16 protein-coding genes are annotated in these 17,818 nt (G+C 66.9%); 7 read left to right on the forward strand and 9 right to left on the reverse strand.

The genetic code is table 11. The features are described from left to right. Nucleotides 1–42 precede the first annotated feature (42 nt). The gene (locus AC1DCU_RS09140) at nt 43–1,242 is read right to left on the reverse strand and encodes a hypothetical protein (RefSeq protein WP_442251026.1); all 1,200 of its coding nucleotides are present in this window, start codon (nt 1,240–1,242) and stop codon (nt 43–45) included. A 410-nt stretch (nt 1,243–1,652) separates the two neighbouring features. Here AC1DCU_RS09140 and AC1DCU_RS09145 point away from each other — a divergent pair, with 410 nt between their 5' ends. Beyond that, nucleotides 1,653–2,555, forward strand: coding sequence for a peptidylprolyl isomerase (locus AC1DCU_RS09145; protein ID WP_442251025.1), 903 nt, complete (start codon nt 1,653–1,655; stop codon nt 2,553–2,555). 528 nt (nt 2,556–3,083) lie between these two features. Here AC1DCU_RS09145 and AC1DCU_RS09150 read toward each other — a convergent pair. After that, the gene (locus AC1DCU_RS09150) at nt 3,084–3,956 is read right to left on the reverse strand and encodes a DMT family transporter (protein ID WP_025877696.1); all 873 of its coding nucleotides are present in this window, start codon (nt 3,954–3,956) and stop codon (nt 3,084–3,086) included. Between the two features lie 116 nt (nt 3,957–4,072). On the opposite strand from AC1DCU_RS09150, the gene AC1DCU_RS09155 reads away from it, so the two are divergent. Both AC1DCU_RS09155 and AC1DCU_RS09160 read left to right on the forward strand, forming a co-directional pair. Beyond that, the gene (locus AC1DCU_RS09155; RefSeq protein WP_049466285.1) at nt 4,073–5,017 is read left to right on the forward strand and encodes a LysR substrate-binding domain-containing protein; all 945 of its coding nucleotides are present in this window, start codon (nt 4,073–4,075) and stop codon (nt 5,015–5,017) included. Between the two features lie 69 nt (nt 5,018–5,086). Then, nucleotides 5,087–5,380 (forward strand): hypothetical protein, encoded by a 294-nt coding sequence (locus AC1DCU_RS09160; RefSeq protein WP_025877698.1) that lies wholly within the window; start codon nt 5,087–5,089, stop codon nt 5,378–5,380. A gap of 120 nt (nt 5,381–5,500) precedes the next feature. Here AC1DCU_RS09160 and AC1DCU_RS09165 read toward each other — a convergent pair whose 3' ends face one another. Together AC1DCU_RS09165 and AC1DCU_RS09170 are read right to left on the reverse strand one after the other, a co-directional pair. Further along, the gene (locus AC1DCU_RS09165) at nt 5,501–6,310 is read right to left on the reverse strand and encodes a DUF4349 domain-containing protein (protein WP_442252252.1); all 810 of its coding nucleotides are present in this window, start codon (nt 6,308–6,310) and stop codon (nt 5,501–5,503) included. Next, the gene (locus tag AC1DCU_RS09170; RefSeq protein ID WP_099783365.1) at nt 6,307–6,663 is read right to left on the reverse strand and encodes a GFA family protein; all 357 of its coding nucleotides are present in this window, start codon (nt 6,661–6,663) and stop codon (nt 6,307–6,309) included. The genes AC1DCU_RS09165 and AC1DCU_RS09170 overlap by 4 nt, the downstream gene beginning before the upstream one ends. Before the next feature lie 112 nt (nt 6,664–6,775). On the opposite strand from AC1DCU_RS09170, the gene AC1DCU_RS09175 reads away from it, so the two are divergent. Next, a complete protein-coding gene (locus AC1DCU_RS09175; RefSeq protein WP_442252251.1) occupies nt 6,776–8,584 on the forward strand; it encodes a DUF885 domain-containing protein in 1,809 nt (602 codons plus the stop codon). A gap of 121 nt (nt 8,585–8,705) precedes the next feature. On the opposite strand, the gene smrA is transcribed toward AC1DCU_RS09175, so the two are convergent. Together smrA and AC1DCU_RS09185 are read right to left on the reverse strand one after the other, a co-directional pair. Then, on the reverse strand, nt 8,706–10,538 hold the full coding sequence (gene smrA, locus AC1DCU_RS09180) for a multidrug efflux ABC transporter SmrA (RefSeq protein ID WP_025877703.1): 1,833 nt from the start codon (nt 10,536–10,538) through the stop codon (nt 8,706–8,708). A gap of 192 nt (nt 10,539–10,730) precedes the next feature. Beyond that, nucleotides 10,731–12,290 carry a serine hydrolase gene (locus AC1DCU_RS09185; RefSeq protein ID WP_442252250.1) on the reverse strand — a complete coding sequence of 520 codons (1,560 nt, stop codon included), beginning with the start codon at nt 12,288–12,290 and terminating at the stop codon, nt 10,731–10,733. 110 nt (nt 12,291–12,400) lie between these two features. On the opposite strand from AC1DCU_RS09185, the gene AC1DCU_RS09190 reads away from it, so the two are divergent. Both AC1DCU_RS09190 and AC1DCU_RS09195 read left to right on the forward strand, forming a co-directional pair. Then, nucleotides 12,401–12,844 (forward strand): VOC family protein, encoded by a 444-nt coding sequence (locus AC1DCU_RS09190; RefSeq protein WP_033830702.1) that lies wholly within the window; start codon nt 12,401–12,403, stop codon nt 12,842–12,844. Next, nucleotides 12,841–13,719: a DUF72 domain-containing protein gene (locus tag AC1DCU_RS09195; RefSeq protein ID WP_032975764.1), complete on the forward strand. Its 879-nt coding sequence runs from the start codon at nt 12,841–12,843 to the stop codon at nt 13,717–13,719. The genes AC1DCU_RS09190 and AC1DCU_RS09195 overlap by 4 nt, the downstream gene beginning before the upstream one ends. Here the strand turns inward: AC1DCU_RS09195 and AC1DCU_RS09200 are convergent. Next, nucleotides 13,640–14,257 carry a Pr6Pr family membrane protein gene (locus AC1DCU_RS09200; RefSeq protein ID WP_442252249.1) on the reverse strand — a complete coding sequence of 206 codons (618 nt, stop codon included), beginning with the start codon at nt 14,255–14,257 and terminating at the stop codon, nt 13,640–13,642. The genes AC1DCU_RS09195 and AC1DCU_RS09200 overlap by 80 nt on opposite strands. 77 nt (nt 14,258–14,334) lie before the next feature. Between AC1DCU_RS09200 and AC1DCU_RS09205 the strand changes: the two genes are divergently transcribed. Next, a complete protein-coding gene (locus AC1DCU_RS09205; RefSeq protein ID WP_025877711.1) occupies nt 14,335–15,282 on the forward strand; it encodes a DMT family transporter in 948 nt (315 codons plus the stop codon). Nucleotides 15,283–15,321: 39 nt separating this feature from the next. Here AC1DCU_RS09205 and AC1DCU_RS09210 read toward each other — a convergent pair whose 3' ends face one another. Together AC1DCU_RS09210 and AC1DCU_RS09215 are read right to left on the reverse strand one after the other, a co-directional pair. Beyond that, a complete protein-coding gene (locus tag AC1DCU_RS09210; protein ID WP_442252248.1) occupies nt 15,322–16,482 on the reverse strand; it encodes an AAA family ATPase in 1,161 nt (386 codons plus the stop codon). Nucleotides 16,483–16,602: 120 nt separating this feature from the next. Next, nucleotides 16,603–17,673, reverse strand: a complete 1,071-nt coding sequence (locus AC1DCU_RS09215; protein ID WP_059063565.1) for a GGDEF domain-containing protein — start codon at nt 17,671–17,673, stop codon at nt 16,603–16,605. Between the last annotated feature and the right edge of the window lie 145 nt (nt 17,674–17,818).

Raw genomic sequence — 17,818 nt, forward strand, 5'->3', positions numbered from 1 at the left:
GCGAATGTGTCGTTAGTCATCCTGCCGTGCGGAAGGGGGCCTTCAGGCATGATGGACGGCCGCCCGCACTTGGGCCGCAACGTTCTGCGGCAAAGAGTGCCTGCCCTCTTCAAGCCGGCTGAGCAGGGCCTGCCGACGGGCGGCCCCGAGCGGCGAGTACTGCCCGCTCACCCGAAGCCAGCCATGCACGAGCCGCAGGTGCCAGGCACGTTCATCCTCGCGCTGCGGTACCGCATCCAGCAGCAGGTCGAGGTGTTGCCACAAGGGCAGCCGGGTCAGCTGCCCGAGCAGGCCAGCCTGTGCCACCGGCGAAGGACCGTCGTGGCAGAAGGCGAGCAGGCGCGGCGGGTCCAGCTCTGCCGCCCATAGCACGGTGGCGCTGGCCAGCAACGCATTCACGGTCCGCCCCGGCTTTTCCAGTGCCTCGCGCAGCAATGCCAGACGGGCACCGCCCTCGGCCCGCACCCAGCCGCGCAGGCAGTTGCGCTGATGGCGCGCCGATACCTGGGGCAACAAGGCGCGCAATGCAGGCATATCCTCTGCCTCGGCGTGATCGGCCAGCGCTTCCAATGCTTCGCGCCATCGCGCGCGTCGACGGTGCTTGAGCTCGTCTCGCCACAACGCGATGGCCGGCGTGGCCTGCCGCTGCTGGAGCAGCCACATCGCCAACCGGCGCACGCCTCTCGAACGGTCGAATGCCGCGGTTTCGATGTGCGCATCCAAGCCGGCCACCTCGCGCTCGACCAGCGCACGCAACGCGGCACTACGTACCCCGCTCGCAGGCGCGGACAATGCCAGCGCGCACTTCGCCTCGACATCCGCAGGCTCACCGTGGTGCAGAAGATCGGCAAGTGCCAAGTGCGAGATGTGCGGATCACTGTCCAGAATCGCGCGCACGCGCAACGCTGCCCGATCCGGATGACTGTGCAGGGCGACGGCGTAGGCCATCAGCCGGGTGCGTGCGTCGGGATGGCCCAGCAGTCCTTCAAGCACTATGCGGCTGGAGGGCGATGACAACCAGGCGAACAGGGTGCCCTCGAGCCACGCCCGGTCAACGCGCTGGGAATGGCGCAGGCGCACGGCGACCGGCCAGGCCGCCAGTACGTGCTGCACCGCGCACTGCCCGAGCAGGGACATCACGCAATCCTGCGCCGCCGCACGCACTTCAGCCACCCAGTCATTGCAGCGGAGCAAGGCACAGGACAACGTCAAATGGCTGGGCACCGAGCGCATCATCTGCAACGCGGCCTCACGCGTGCGGCCATTGCCATCCGAGCCCGCAAGGAACAGTGCCGCCGTCTGCACAGTAACCGGCGCCGCTGCACAGGCTTTCAGGCAGGCGAGCAGGCCATCATCGTTGGCAGCCCACCAACTGCGCCGACGCTCATCAAGATCGAACAGCCCACGTGGCGACAACGTCTGCAACCAATGCACACGATTCCCCCCTTCATCGACGAACGCCTTCAGGATCTGGTCGATTCTGGCGCTCAGTGCGGCTTCGGGGGCCTCCGGATGCGGTATCAACATCATCTGCTTCCATTAAGGAGAATGACCATCGTGCCGCACGTACATGGACACGGCCAGCACGGGACCGTGGCGCAGGCACGCACTCTCGCGCAGAATCGAGACCTCGTTCATGTTCCGGGGATCCCATGCCGCACCGTCGACGCCTTGCCCTGACTACCCTCGCCCTGGCCTGCCTGCTGCCCTCGCTGGCCAGCGCGGCCGCGCCCTACCGCAGCCCGCAGCAGATCCTGGAGGCCTCGGCCGCCAGCGACTGGCGCACGCCGGACCCGGCCAACCTGCTGTACATGGACCTGCCGGCCGGGCGGGTGATCATCGAGCTGGCGCCGCAGTTTGCCCCGCGCCATGTCGCCAACATCCAGACCTTCGCCCACGAGCACTTCTGGGACGGCACCAGCATCTACCGCTCGCAGGACAACTTCGTGGTGCAGTTCGGCGATGCCGACGCCGACGATGCCGCCAAGGCCAAGCCGTTCGGCAGCGCCCAGCGCAAGCTGCCGGCCGAATTCGAGCGTGCCAACAGCGGTTTGAAGGTGAGCGTGCTGCCGGATCGCGATGGCTGGGCAGCGCAGACCGGCTTCGTCGACGGCTTCCCGGTCGGCCAGGACCCGCAGGCCGGCAAGGCCTGGCTGGCGCACTGCTACGGCATGCTGGGTGCGGGCCGCAGCAACGAGGAAGACAGCAGCATCGGTGCAGAACTCTACGTGGTGACTGGCCAATCGCCGCGCCAGCTGGACCGCAACATCACCCTGGTCGGCCGCGTGCTGAAGGGCATGGAACTGCTCAGCGCTATCGCGCGCGGACCGGCACCGATGGGCTTCTACGCCGACCCGAAGCTGCGCACACCGATCGTGTCGATCCGTCGCGTCAGCGACGTACCCGCGGCCGAGCGCACACCGATCCAGGTGCTGCGCACGGATTCAAAGACCTTCGCCGATACGGTCGAAGCGCGGCGCAACCGCGTGGATGATTTCTACAAGCGCCCGGCCGGGCATATCGACCTGTGCAATATCCCGGTGCCGGTGCGGTAGGAGGCTGGCTTCCTGCGCGTGGCGCGTGCTGAAGGCGCTTCATTGTTCTTGGGCGTTACTTTTCTTTGTACACAAAGAAAAGTAACCAAAAGAAGCGTTCCGCCGGTCGCGAGCCGCCGTGCTTCGCACGTCGGTCCCCTGCGATGCTCGGCTCGCTCAAGGCGGACCCAGATCAAAGGCCGCAGCTGCACCCAGTAGATCCACGCCATGCGTGGATGCTCTTGCTGTTGGTCTTGACCTTCCAGTCCGCCTTGAGCGAGCCGAGCACCGCAGGTCCGGCGAGGGCGAAGAGGCGCCGATGTCCTGTAGAGCCGACTGTTAGTCGGCTGACTTCTGCGCGCCGCCCCTCGACGGGCCGAGGAGCGCAGGGCACCGGTGCGCAGCACCGGCTCGCGACCTGGCGGCGTGTTTCTTTGGTTACTTTCTTTGCACGAGCAAAGAAAGTGACGCCTCCCCGCAGGCGCGGGAAAAGGCTGCCGGGCAGCGCCCGGCACTACCAGTGTGTCGGACGACGCTGCGTCGGCGCCGTCAGCCCTTCTGACTCACCGCCACGCTACCGAGAATCAACGCACCCGCAATCAGCATCTGCAGCGTCACCGGCTCGCCCAGGAACAACCAGGCGAACGCAGCGCCGAACAGCGGAACCAGATAGGTCACCGTTGACGCGCGCGACGGGCCGATGCGGCCGATCAGGCGATAGAACATCAGGAAGGCGAATCCGGTGCAGACCACGCCCAGCGCGATCGCCGCGCCCCATGCCTTGCCCGGAATCGGACCCTGCGGCAGATGCGTGAGCGCCATCGGCAACAACCACAATGAGGCGCACGACAACGTGGCAGCGGCGGCCGCAGCCGAAGGCAGACCGGTCATGTGCCGCTTCACCAGGTTCACGCCCAGGCCGTACAGCAGCGAGGCGGCGGCACCGGCCAGTACGGCCGTGCCGATGCTCAGCCCCGAGATCTTGGCCGTGGCCAGCACCACCACGCCGGCAAACCCCACCAGCAGCGCGCCGGCACGGCGCACCCCGATCTTCTCGCCGAAGAACAGGAAGGCGATCAGTGCGGCAAACAGCACCGTCATCGCATTGCAGATCGCACCGATGGCCGCCGGCGCACGCTCTGCGGCGTAAGCGAACAGCACGAACGGCAACGCCGAATTGACCAGGCCGATCGGCGCCAACCACAACCAGCGGCGCGGTGGGAACTGCGCGCGTGCGCGCCACAGGAACGGCAGCAACACCAGTGCGCCCAGCACCAGCCGTACCTCGACCAGGGCGAACGGCCCGAATGAAGGCACCGCCACCCGCATGAACAGGAACGAGCAGCCCCAGATCGCGCCGAGCAGGGTCAATTCCAGCGGTGTGCGCCAATCACGCTCGGTCGCTTGGGGTATCGCATTCATATGCTCTGTCCGTTCGTCATCGTGGCGCTGTTCCGGCCACACAGGATCAGCCGCAGACGCCCGCTGCACAAGCGCGTAGTATCGCTGCCAGCCACAAATATGGTTTGAGGCCGGACATGCTGCTACGCCCTTCCCTGCTTCCCGCCCTGGCCGTTTTCGCGGTCGCTGCGCGCCATCAGAACTTCGCCCAGGCCGCGCAGGAACTGCATCTGACCGCCAGCGCGGTCAGCCACCATGTGCGGCGCCTGGAAGAGGTGCTGGCCACGCGCCTGTTCCTGCGCCATGCACGCGGGGTACGCCTGACCGCCGAAGGCCGGCAGTTGGCCGACGCCGCCAGCGCGGCGTTCACCGATGTCGCCGCCGTCGCCCACCATCTGCAGCCGGACGCGGACAGCGTGCCGCTGCGGATCGCGACGCTGCGCTCGCTGTCGTACTGCTGGCTGCTGCCACGGCTACCGCGTTTCACCCAGGCCCATCCACACATCCGCATCGAGCTGCACACCGGCAGTGGCCTGGACCGTTACGACGAGAACGGCCCGGAGGTCGGCATCCGCTACGGACTGGGCCAATGGCCCGGACTGCATGCGCAGCACCTGATGGACGACAACCTGTTTCCCGTCGCGTCCCCCGCGCTGCCGGGAGTCGAAGTACTGCAGGACCCGGCACGCATCGCCGAGCTGCCGCTGCTGAGCGATCTGTCACCACAAGGCTGGCGCGATTGGTTCCGCCATGCCGGCGTGCGTCCGCCGTCACCGTTGCCGGCGATGCACACCTTTGCCGACAGTACCGACGCGATGCGCGCGGCGGTGTACGGCATGGGCGCGGTGCTGGCGCGTACCCACGTCGCCCAGCCGTACCTGCAGCGCTATGAGCTGGTACGCCTGCCTGGCCCTGCACTGAAGGCACGCTATGCCTATTACGTGGTGCATGCCGAAGGGCGGCCGCCCAGCCCCGCCGCAAGGCTGTTCATCGACTGGCTGCTGGGCCAGGCAGCGGATGAGCGCACGCCGGTGCCGGCGTTGCCAGACAGCCTGCTGGGCCGACCGAGCACACCCGGCTGACTGCGCCCTCACCCGATCTTTGCCCAGCGCTGGCTAGGCTGCAGGCGAACCCCACAACGTGCTTCCGCCATGGCCCTGCTGCGACTGAGAATTACCGGAACCGAAGATGATGCCCGCGCGATCAGCGACCTGCTGCTCGGCCTGGAAGGCATCGAACACGTCGAAGAGACCGACGACCTGATGCCGCACATGGACGACGATGACTCCAGCTCGGCCGGCCTGTCCGACGACATCGGCCCGGGCACCCACGAACTGGAAGTGGAAGTAGGCAACGAGAGCACCGCGCAGAAAGTGCGCGATGCGGTGCAGGAACTGGCACTGGAACTGGATGTGTTCGTCGAATACGAGACCGACGAAGGCTGAGCGTCCGCCGGGCATGGCCCGGCGCTACCCGATGCTCGAGGCACGTCGGTAACGCCGGGCCATGCGCCGTCTGTTCCGGTAGCGCCGGGCCATGCCCGGCGAATACGCGGCGCAGTTCGATCAGGGCTTGCGGCGTCGGCGACGGATCAGCGCGCGGACGATCCAGGCCATCACCAGCGCCACCACGCCCACCGGCAGCAAAGCGGCCGCGGCACGGATCAGGAACGCCACGCTGGTGCTGAGAATGCTGCCCGACTCGCTCAGGGCTTCGCCGATCTCGCTGCGGCTGCGCTGGCCGGACGTCGTGTCGAAGTGCAGGGTCACCAGCTGGGTATCAATGCGCCTGCGCTGCTGGGCGGCGTCCTTGTTGGCCTGCTCCACCCCCGCCTCGATCTCCGACAGGCGCGTAGTGATCGCCATCAGATCCTCGATCTTCAGATCGCCGCGGTCCTGGTAGGACAGCAGCCGCGCGTGCTCCTTCTCCAGCCGAGCCCTGGTCAGCGCGGTGTCGGCCACCTGCTGGGCCAGGTCCTCGGCACGCGTGTTGCGCGCCTGCAGCGTGCCGCCCTCGCCGGCCAGGCCGATCAGCGATTCCACGCCCTTCGGCGCGATGCGTACCTTGACTTCGCCACTGGGCTGTTCGCCACTGCGCTGATCCACCTGCAGCACCGCGCACTCACCGAACTTTGCGTTCTGGCACGCCTGTGCGACCTGCTGGATGCGCGGGGCGATCTGCGCTGCTTCCAGCTGCACCTGCACATCGTGCTCGTAGGCCAGGAAAGCGCCTTCCGGCGAAGCGACAGCGGCATCGGCATCGGCAGCGACTGCGCCGGCCTCCTGCGCTCGCTCACCGTTCTTGGCACAGGCCGCCAGCGCCAGCAGCAATGCCGGCACGATAACCACGCGCGTCCACACGCGAGGCGCCGTCATCGCGAGGCTCCGTCGAACGCGGTGATCGACAGCCCACCCAGCTCGACCTGTGGCAGGCAGCGCACGTTGATCGCCACCATCGGCTGGCCACTGCGCGGGTCCACCGCCTCGCTGTACGGCGCGGTGCCGCACTCGCGGCAGTGATGGTGATCAATGTTATGGGTGTTGAACTGGTAGGTCGCCACGTCGGCGATATCGGTGCCCAGCTGGAACGCCTCGCGCGGGGCGAACCAGAGCAGGCTGCCGCGGCGGCGGCACATCGAACAGTTGCAGTCGATGACGTCCTTGATGGGGGCGTCGGCCTGCACGGTGAATGCGATCCTGCCGCAATGGCAGCTTCCCTGGTATTCCATGTCCCGCGCTCCGCTGGAGAGTCCTTGTATGCGCCCATGGTAATCCTATGGCACGGGGACAAAGCAGCCCTGGGGGCCTATGCTCGAGGATTGACCCCGTACAGGAATGCCGATGCGCCCGCATCTTCTTGCCCTCGCCCTCGCCGCCGCCCTCGCCGGTTGCCAGCCGGCCGATGCCCCGACCAGCGGTTCCACCCCGGCCGCCAGCCAGCAGGCCGGAGATGCGGCGGTCGACGCCGCCTTCGCCGACCTGTCCAAGCGTGCCCTGGATACCTGGATGCAGCTGTCCCCGGTCAGCGCCACCCAGATCGGCGACCACCGCTATGACAGCGAGATCGACGACCTGAGCGCGGCCGGCCAGCAGAAGACCGTGGACGCCTACAAGGGCCTGCTGGGCGAGCTGGACAAGATCGAGGTGGCCAAGCTGGGCCGCGAAAACCAGGTGGATGCAGCGATCCTGCGCAACCAGCTGCAGTCGGAAATCTGGAATGCCGAGGTCATGCAGTCCGGCAAGTGGGATCCGCAGCTGTACAACGGCGTTGCCGGCAGCGCGATCTACGGCCTGATGGCACGCGAGTTCGCGCCGCTGCCCGAGCGCCTGAAGGCCGCCACCGCGCGCATGGAGAAACTGCCGGCGATCTTCGCCCAGGCCCGCGAAAACCTGGATCCGGCACGCGTGCCGAAGATCCACGCCGAGACCGTGGCCAAGCAGAACAAGGGCATCCTCAGCATCGTCGATACCTTCATCACCCCGCACATCGGCGAGCTGCCGCAGGCCGACCAGCAGCGCCTGCAGGCCGCCATCGATGGCCTGAAGAAGGCCGTGGACGAACAGCAGACCTGGCTGGACAAGACCCTGGTGCCGAACGCCAAGGGTGACTTCCGCATCGGTGCGGAAAAGTACGACCAGAAGCTCAAGTTCGCGCTGAATTCCTCGCTGTCGCGGCAGGAGATCGGTGAGCGTGCACGCGCCGAACTCAAGCGCGTGCGCGAGGACATGTACGGCATCGCGCAGACCGTGCTGAAGGACAAGCCGGGCGCACCGGAAATGCCGGCGCAGCCGACCGACGAACAGCAGCAGAAGGCGATCGAGGCCGCGCTGGAGCTGGCCTACGCTGACAAGCCGGCGCGCGACAAGGTGGTCGACGACGCCAAGGCCGCACTGGAGCAGTCCACTGCGTTCGTCCGCGAGCACGACCTGATGACCCTGCCCGACGCGCCGGTGGACATCATCCTGATGCCGGAATTCCAGCGTGGCGTGGCCGTGGCCTATTGCGATTCGCCGGGCCCGCTGGACAAGAACCTGAAGACCTTCTACGCGGTTTCGCCGATTCCGGACGACTGGAACGACAAGCAGGTCGATTCGTTCCTGCGCGAATACAACTCGCGCATGATCCACCTGCTGAGCATCCACGAGGGCACCCCGGGCCACTATCTGGAAGGCTGGCATTCGGCCAAGTTCCCCTCCACCCTGCGCGCGGTGCTGCGCTCGGGCCTGTTCGCCGAAGGCTGGGCGGTCTACACCGAGCGCATGATGCAGGAGCAGGGGTATCTCAACAACGACCCGCTGTTCCACCTGGTGCAGCTGAAGTTCTACCTGCGCACGATTTCCAACGCGATCCTCGACCAGGGTGTGCACGTGGACAACTGGGATCGCGAGAAGGCGATGCACCTGATGACCCACGACGCCTTCCAGCAGGAAAGCGAAGCCTCGGGCAAGTGGGTGCGCGCGCAGCTGACCTCGGCTCAGCTGCCGACCTACTTCGTCGGTGCGCAGGAACACTTCGACACCCGCAAGGCGATGCAGGACAAGCTGGGTGACAAGTTCAACCTGAAGGCCTACCACGACCAGATGCTGTCCTACGGCGCACCGCCGGTGCGCTTCGCACGCCAGCTGATGCTGGACCAGCCGATCGAGTGAGGGATCGGGTGTGAGTTGAATGAAAACGGCCCGGGGAAACCCGGGCCGTTTCTTTATCCGTGTGGCACAGCATCCACGCATGGCGTGGATCTACTGTTGCGCATCCACCGTGCGGCGTTGGTCATTGCTCCGCAGCTACAAAACCACCGGTCTGCCGTGCCCACAACCGCGCGTACAGTCCACCGGCCTCGATCAGCTCGGCATGGCTACCGGTCTCGACGATCCGGCCCTGGTCCATCACCACCAGCCGGTCCATGCGCGCGATGGTCGACAGGCGATGGGCGATCGCGATCACCGTCTTGCCGCCCATCAGCTCGTCCAGGTTGTCCTGGATGGCCGCTTCCACTTCCGAGTCCAGTGCCGAGGTCGCCTCGTCCAGCACCAGGATCGGGGCGTCCTTCAGCAGCACACGGGCAATGGCGATGCGCTGGCGCTGGCCACCGGACAGCTTCACCCCGCGCTCGCCGACATGCGCGTCGTAGCCACGACGCCCTTCCCCGTCGACCAGCGTGTCGATGAAGGCCTCCGCGCGCGCCTTGGCCACGGCCGCGCGCAGCTGCGCGTCGGTCGCATCGGGACGGCCGTACAGCAGGTTGTCGCGGATCGAACGGTGCAGCAGCGAGGTGTCCTGGGTGACCACGCCGATCTGCTGGCGCAGGCTTTCCTGGGTGACGTAGGCGATGTCCTGATCATCGATCAGGATGCGACCGCTTTCCAGGTCATACAGCCGCAGCAGTACGTTCACCAGCGTCGACTTGCCGGCACCGGAGGGGCCGACCAGGCCGATCTTCTCGCCCGGCTTCACCACCAGGTCCAGGCCGGCGATCACGCCGCCCTTCTTGCCGTAGTGGAAATGGACATCCTGGAAGTGCACACCGCCACGAGTCACCTGCAGCGGCACCGCATCCTCGCGGTCCTGCACGGTCAGCGGCTGGGCGATGGTGGTGATGCCATCCTGCACGGTACCGATGTCTTCGAAGATGCCGTTGATGGTCCACATGATCCAGCCGGACATGTTGTGGATGCGGATCACCAGGCCGGTTGCCAGGGTGATCGCGCCGACGGTGATGTGTCCGCCGTTCCACAGCCACAGTGCCAGGCCACAGGTGCCGGCGATGAGGAAACCATTGACGATGGCGATGGTCAGGTCCATGCCGGTGGTGATCCGGGTCTGCGCGCGGTGCTTGACCGCCAGCTCCTGGATCGAATCGGCGACATAGGCCTGCTCGCGGCCGCCGTGGGCGAACAGCTTCAGCGTGGGAATGTTGGTGTAGCCATCGACGATGCGTCCCATCGCCTTGGAGCGCGCCTCCGAGGCGATCCAGGCCCGTTCCTTCGCGCGCGGCACGAAGTAGATCATGATCACCACGTAGGCCAGCAGCCACAGGATCAGCGGCACCATCAACCGCCAGTCGGCCTGCGCGAACAGGTACAGCGCGGTGCCGGTATAGACCACGATGTACCACAGCGAATCGACCATCTGCACCGCCGACTCGCGCAGCGAGGTGCCGGTCTGCATCACCCGGTTGGCCATGCTGCCGGCGAAGTCGTTCTGGAAGAAGCTCAGGCTCTGCCGCACCACGTAGTTGTGCATCAGCCAGCGCGATCGATTGCTCAGCCCCGGCACGATGGCCTGGTTGACCAGCAGGTTGTGCAGGCCGACCAGGATCGGGCGCGCGATGACGGTGATGAACAGCATCCAGCCGAGGGTATCGGCATGGCGCTGGAAGAAGTCCGCACCAGGCTGCTCGGCAACCATGTCGACGATGCGGCCGAGGAAATCGAACATCGCCACTTCCACCAGCGCCAGCAGCAGGCCGGCGACCAGGGTGGCCAGCAGCACCGGCCACACCGGCCGCAGGTAGTGCAGGTAGAACGGCACCACGGTGCGCGGCGGCATGCGCCCGTCAATGGGCGGAAACACCGGAATCAGGGATTCAAACCAACGGAACATCGCATTCCCTCGCCATCGATAGCCGGCGGAGTATCCCACGCCGCGTGTGTACGCCGGCCGACGATCATTACCGGTTCCGGGTAGCGCCGGGCCATGCCCGGCGGATCGCCTGCAACCGCGCTACGCGCTCGCCGGACGTGGTCCGGCGCTACCCGTCCGCTCGGCCAAACGGTAGCGCCGCGCCCGGCGGCGTCATTTCACCGGCGTGAACAGCAGGTCCTGGAAATCGAAGCTGAAATCGGTCAGGTCCGAGATCGGCTGCATGCGCACCTCGCGCACTTTTCCATCCGGGTCCAGGCTGAAATTGACGAACGCATCGGCATTGAGCGAGCGGTCGTCCCAGCGCACGATGAAGGTGTCGTGCTGCCAGTGCTCCAGGCGGCCGCTCAGCTGCGCGGTCTTTGCAAAGCGCAGGCGCAGGCCCTTGCCTTCCGCCGTCACCACCATGTCGCCATACCAGCGGTCGCGGTAGGTGGCCGCATACCCGGCCAGCGGCAACGACGGCCTGCTGCCCTTGTCACGCTCGGCCTGGTGCTTGGCCCACGCTTCGTCGGCCTTGTCCTGGCCCTTGGCCACGCCCTTGGCATAGGCATCCACCCAGTCGTGCTTTTCACCGCCAAGGTAGGCATCGAGCACGCTCAGCGTGATCGCATTGAAGGCCGCACCCACTTCCTGGTTGGTCAGCACCACCACGCCCAGCTTCTCGCCCGGCACCAGGGTCAGCCGCGAAACCATGCCCGGCCAGCCACCGGTGTGCCAGACCAGCTTCTGCCCGCGATAGTCGCTCAGGCTCCAGCCCTCGCCATAGCCGGCGAAGTTGGCCCGCGCCGGTGCCAGCTCCGGCACGCTCGGCGCCGGAATCGTCTGCGGCGTGATCATCTGCCACATCTGCTGCTGGCTCTTGGCGGTGAACAGCGCAGTGCCATCGGCCAGCTTGCCTTCGGCCAGCTGCACCTGCATCCAGCGCGCCATGTCGTGGGCACTGGAATAGATGCCGCCGGCACCTGCGTTGTTCGACCAGGTCAACGGTGCAACGGTGCGCAGGTCCTTGAAATCGTACTTGGCGTGGCCGACCGCAGCATTGTCGCCAGCCTTGAGGTGATCGGCGTTGTAGCGCGTGCCGGCCATGCCGACCTTGTCGAAGATGCGTGTCTGCAGGAACTGCTGGTAGCTCATGCCCGAGATGTGCTCGATCACCTGCTGGGCGACTGCATACAGGATGTTGTCGTAGGCATAGCGCTCGCGGAAACCGCCCTTCAGCGGCACCTGGCCGAGGCGCTGCACGACTTCGGCATTGCTGTAGGAGGTGGTCGGCCAGAACAGCAGGTCGCCTGCGCCCAGGCTCAGGCCACTGCGGTGGGAAAGCAGGTCTCGGATCGTCATCTGCCCGGTCACGAACGGATCGGACATGCGGAACGATGGCAGGTGGTCGATCACCTTGTCGTCCATCTTCAGCTTGCCGTCCTCGGCCAGCAGGTTCAGCGAGGTGGCAGTGAAGGCCTTGGTGTTGGAGGCGATGGCGAACAGGGTATCGGCCTCGACCGGCGCCGGCTTGCCCAGCTCACGCACGCCCCAGCCGCGTTCCAGCACCACCTGCCCGTCCTTGACCACGGCCACGGCGATACCGGGCACGTCGAACTGCGCGCGCACGCGCTCCACGGTCGCATCCAGGTCCTGCAGCTGCTGCGGGGTCGCCGCATTGGCCATGGTCGTGCACGCAAGCAGCACGGCTCCTCCGATCCAGGTTTTCATCCAGCACCATCTCCGAACAGGGGTAGCGGCCATGTGCAGGCCGTCACCGGGGTTTCGCGCGATGGTAACGGCCACGGGTGCAGCCTGCCCTGTGCCATAGGAGGGGTGTCATGGGTGCGAACGGCCAGAGCAGCAACGGCTCCACCATCATTCCGTGCCTGCGTTACCGCGATGCGCTGGCGGCCATCGACTGGCTGCAGCGCGCGTTCGGTTTCCACGCGCAGGCCGTGCATGCCGACGGCGATACGGTGCATCACGCGCAGCTGGTATTCGGCCAGGGCATGATCATGCTTGGATCTGCCAGCAACAGCGGCGAATGGGCCAAGCTGGCGGTGATGCCCGATGAAGTCGGCGGCCGGCAGACCCAGAGTGCCTGCGTGATCGTCACCGATGTCGACGCCCACTATGCCCGGGCCAAGGCTGCCGGTGCGCGCATCGTCATCGACATTGCCGACCAGGCCTACGGTGGACGTGGCTATGCCTGCGCCGATCCGGAAGGCTACCTGTGGTGGTTCGGCAGTTACGATCCATGGCGAGCGGAACACACGCAATGACGGCACGGCAAGCGTCTGCGGCGCCGGTCCGCTGCGGTATCGGCGGCTGGGTGTTCCCGCAATGGCGTGGGGGCGCCTTCTATCCGCCAGGACTGATCCAGCGCGAAGAGCTGGCCTATGCCAGTCGTGCGTTGCGCTGCATCGAGATCAACGGCACCTTCTACCGCACCCCGACAGCTGCCCAGTGCGCGCAGTGGGCAGCGCAGACGCCGGAAGGTTTCCGGTTCTCGATGAAGGCCCCGCGTCATCTGGTGCAGCGTCGCGACCTGTCGTCCACGATCGAGGCGGCCAGCGCGTTCCTGCAGGCGGCCGTCGCGCTGGGCGACCGGCTGGGCCCGTTGCTCTGGCAGTTCGACCCGCAGCACCCGGCCGATGCCGCGGCGCTGGATGCCTTCATGGCACAGCTGCCCAGGCAGCTGGATGGAACGGGGTTGCAGCATGCGTTGGAGGTGCGCAACGCCAGCGTCCATGGGCCGGAACTGGTGCAAGCGGCGCGCCGGCATGGCGTGGCCCTGGTGATCGAAGACAGCGACGAATCGCCACTGCATGGCGACATCACCGCGGGCTTCGTCTATGCACGGATCAAACGCAGCCAGGCCCGACTGGCCGAAGGTCTTCCCCAGCCGATGCAGCAGCGCTGGGCCACGCGCGCGCGGTGCTGGGCCCGGGGTGAGGCGGTGGACGACCTGCCCTGCCTGGCCGCACCGTCCCCGGCCGCGCCGCGCGAGGTCTACCTGCTGTGCATCGGCGCCGGCAAGGTGCGCAATCCGGCGGCGGCGATGGCACTGCAGCGGGTCATCGACGGCGCCAGCGGTCCACTGCCCACAGCAGTGTCCAGCCCAGCACGAACACCCCGCCGACGCGCAGCACGCTGAGGCCGAATGCACGCGAACCGATCGGCTGTACTTCCAGGAACGGGTACGGTGCGCTGCCCAACCACGAGGCCGTGAGCATCGCCCAGCCCAGGTAGGCCAGTGGCACCAGCAGGACCACACCCAACGCACGCCAGCGCAGGCCACCATGTGGCAGCAGCCCCGCCCAACCGGCCAGATACAGCAGCGGCACCACGTAGTGCAAGCCGGCATCGGCCCACCATTGCAGGCCAGTTGGCTGCCACAGCCCCTGCAGCGCCAGCAGATAGATCAGGCCGGTGACGCCGATGCACAGTGCCAGGGTGGCGGCTACCGTAGGTCGCAGTGCGCGGCCGCTGCAGAGCCAGAGGCAGCCCAGGCACACGGCCAGATTGCTGAGGATGGTGAAGTAGCTGAAGAAGCGCAGGCTCGCCACGCCGGGTCCCAGGCTGGCGCCGATGCCGCGCATCAGCAGGGCAAACTGCAGCAGCAACGATGCTGCAGCGACCAGCGCGGTCAACAGCGCCCAGCCGCGCAGCAGAAGAAAACGGGCAGCAGGCATGCACGGCTCCCTCGTGGCAACGCCGCGAGCATGCCACAGGCATCGCCCGCCGATGCGGCTTGCCTCACAATACGCCGATGAGCACACCCGACACCCGCAAAGCGCTTTGGCAGATCCACTTCTGTGTCCTGCTGTGGGGCGTCACCGCCATCCTCGGCAAGTTGATCACCCTGCCGGCGCTGCCGCTGGTGTGGTGGCGGATGCTGCTGGTGGTGGCGATGCTGGCGTTGCTGCCGCGGGTCTGGCGCGGGCTGCGCACGCTGCCGCTGCGGCTGGTCGCCGGCTATGCCGGTATCGGCGCGCTGGTGGCCCTGCATTGGCTGACCTTCTACGGCGCGGTGAAGCTGGCCAATGCCTCGGTTGCCGCCACCTGCATCGCCCTGGCACCGGTGTTCACCTCGATCATCGAGCCCTGGGTGGCCAAGCGTCCCTTCCAGCTGCGCGAACTGGCCTTCGGCCTGGCGGTGCTGCCCGGTGTGGCGCTGGTGGTGGGTGGCGTGCCCGACGGCATGCGCCTGGGCGTGTTGATCGGCGCGCTCTCGGCCCTGCTGGTGGCAGTGTTCGGCTCGCTCAACAAGCGCATGGTCAGCCATGCCGATCCGCTGACGGTCACCGCACTGGAACTTGGCGCGGGCACGCTCACCCTGACCCTGCTGGCACCGCTGATGCCGTACCTGCTGCCAGCGCTGGCCAGCCCGTTGTGGATCGTTCCCGACCTGCACGACGGCATCCTGCTGCTGGTGCTGGCCGGTGTCTGCACGCTGCTGCCGTTCGCCCTGGCCCTGGTCGCGCTGCGCCACCTCAGCGCCTACACCGTGCAGCTGGTCACCAACCTGGAACCGGTCTACGCCGTGTTGCTGGCCGTGGTGCTGCTGCGCGAGCAGCATGAAGTCACCCCGTGGTTCTACCTGGGCGTGGCGATCATCGTCGGTGCCGTGTTCCTGCATCCGCTGCTCAACCGCCGCAAGCGCGTGCAGCATCCGGAAATCCTCGGAACATCCGAAGCGCGCAACATCGCCGATTGAGCGCGTCCGCGCATTGCGTGGATCTTCCCGGCACCCGTCTCAGCGCTGCGGCCAATGCCAGGCCGGTGCATCCAGCAGGCCCTGCCCGCTCAGCAGCGTACGCCCGTGTTCCTTGTGCAGGTGCATTGAATGGCACTGCGGTGCCTGTTCCAGCGCGGCAATCAAGCGCGTGGCGTGCGATACCACCCAGACCTGGCTGCGTGCACTGGCGGCGATGATCAACCGTGCAAGCGCCGGTAGCAGGTCCGGATGCAGGCTGGTCTCCGGCTCGTTGAGCACCAGCAGCGGTGGCGGCCGTGGCGTGTGCAGGGCCGCGGCCAGCAACAGGAACCGCAGCGTGCCGTCGGACAGCTCGGCCATCGACAGTGGCCGCAGCAGACCGGGCTGGTGGAAGCGCAGCGCGAGTCGGCCATCCAGTTCCTCGAAGCTGACCGTCGCTCCCGGAAATGCATCCTCGATCGTCCGTGCCAGCGCCTGCGGATCGCCGATTTCCAGGATCGTCACCCAGGCGGCGGCGAGGTCGCGGCCGTCGTGGTGCAGCACCGGGGTACGGGTCGCCATTGCCGGTTGTCGCGCCGGTGCATCGGCATCACTGCGGAAGTGGTCGTAGAAGCGCCAACGGCGGATGTACTCGCGCAAGGTGATGGCTTCCGGCATGCGCTGTGGATCGCCCACCTGGGTGAACAGGCTGTCGAACAGCGAAAGACGGTCGTCCACCAGGTCCCAGCCGCGTGCGTGCCGCTGCCGCACCAGCGCACCGCGGCGGTCGACCAGCAGATTGGCGCTGCGCAGGAACGGCCCTGCCCAGATCGCTTCAGCCTTGATCTGCGGGTCCAGCGCGAAAGCTGATCGGCTCGGTGGCGGATATCCGAGGTCGATGGCGTAGCCGAATTCATCGGTGGCGAAGCCCAGCTTGAGCCCCACCGATTCCTGGCGCGGCCCGCCCTGCAGCGGGATCTCACCGGCCAGCACGCGGCGGTCGATCTTTTCCGGACCGGCCCACAGCGCCGAGCCCAATCCACCCTCCCGCGCCAGTACCGCTGCAACACCGCCCTGCGCGGTTTCCGCCAGCATGCGCAGCGCGCGGTACAGGCTGGATTTGCCACTGCCGTTGTCGCCGGTGACCACGTTGAGCCGCTGCATCGGCAGCACCAGCGCATGCAGCGATCGGTAATTGGCGATGGCCAGGGTCTGCAGCATGGTCGACGTCCTTGCGGTGAGACGTTGAGGGTGCCGTACGGGTATCGCAATGGCTGCGACTGCACGCAAAGGCCCGGGCCATCCACGCATCGCGTGGATCCACCGCAGCCGCGCGGGCGGTCAGGGCGCCACTTCCACCCGGTTGCGGCCGGCGCCCTTGGCCCGGTACAGCGCGGCATCGGCACGGGCCAGGGTCTGGTCAGACGTTTCACCGGGCTGGTGCTGTGCCACACCGATGCTGATGGTCACCGGGAAGCCCAGCGGCAGGTTGGACACGGCTACCCGCAGGAACTCGCATTGCAGTTCGGCGGTACGCAGGTCCGCGTCCGGCATCAGTGCCACGAATTCCTCGCCGCCATAGCGCGCGGCCAGACCCCCACCGGCGAAGTGCGAGCGCAGCAGCGCCCCCAGCTCGGCCAGCACCCGGTCGCCGGTCGCGTGGCCCTGGAAATCATTGATGTGCTTGAAATGATCGATGTCCAGCAGGGCCACGCAGGTCTGCCGGTCGCGGCCATCGACGGCAATCACCGCCTCGTCCAGCGCCGCTGCCAGTGCCCGCCGGTTGGGCAGGCCGGTCAGGGCGTCGGTACGGCTCTGTTCGGCCAGATCGGCATTCTGGGCCAGCAGCACATCGTGATACTCCGACAGCAGGCGTTCGTAATCGTTGCGCTCAAGCATGTGCCGCTGGATATCCAGGGCGAAACGGCGCAGCTCCATCACCACCATCACCTGCCGCGACAGCGCGGCCAGCGCTTCGGCCTTGTCGGTCGCCAGCTGCTGCGGCCGCGCGTCGAACACGCACAGGGTTCCCAGCGGCAGGCCGTCGCTGCTGATCAACGGCGCACCGGCATAGAAGCGCACATGCGGGTCGCCGGTCACCACCGGATTGTCGTGGAAGCGGACGTCCTGCAATGCATCCTCAACCACCATGATTTCCTGCGGCTGCAGGATCGCGTGGCCGCACATCGACTCGCTGCGCAGGTTCTCGGTCGCGGCGATGCCCTGCATCGACTTGAACCACTGGCGCTCGACGTCGATCAGGGTCACGGCCGCCATGGTCGTGCCACACACCGCCTTGGCGATGGCCACCAGGTCATCGAACGAGCGTTCGCGCTCGGAATCGAGGATCCGGTAGCGGTACAGCGCCTCCAGGCGCAGCGCTTCGTTGGCGGGCTTGTCGGGCTTGATCATGCAGCGTCACGTTCCGGCAGGGCGCCGCAAAGTCTAGCGGATGCGGGCGGCCAATCTGCATTCCGGTAGTGCCGGCCGTTGGTCGGCTCCCTGATGTTCATTGCCAGCACCGTGCAGTTGCCGGCCAGCGGCCGGCACTACCGGT

Source organism: Stenotrophomonas sp. 10L48 (assembly GCF_056395105.1).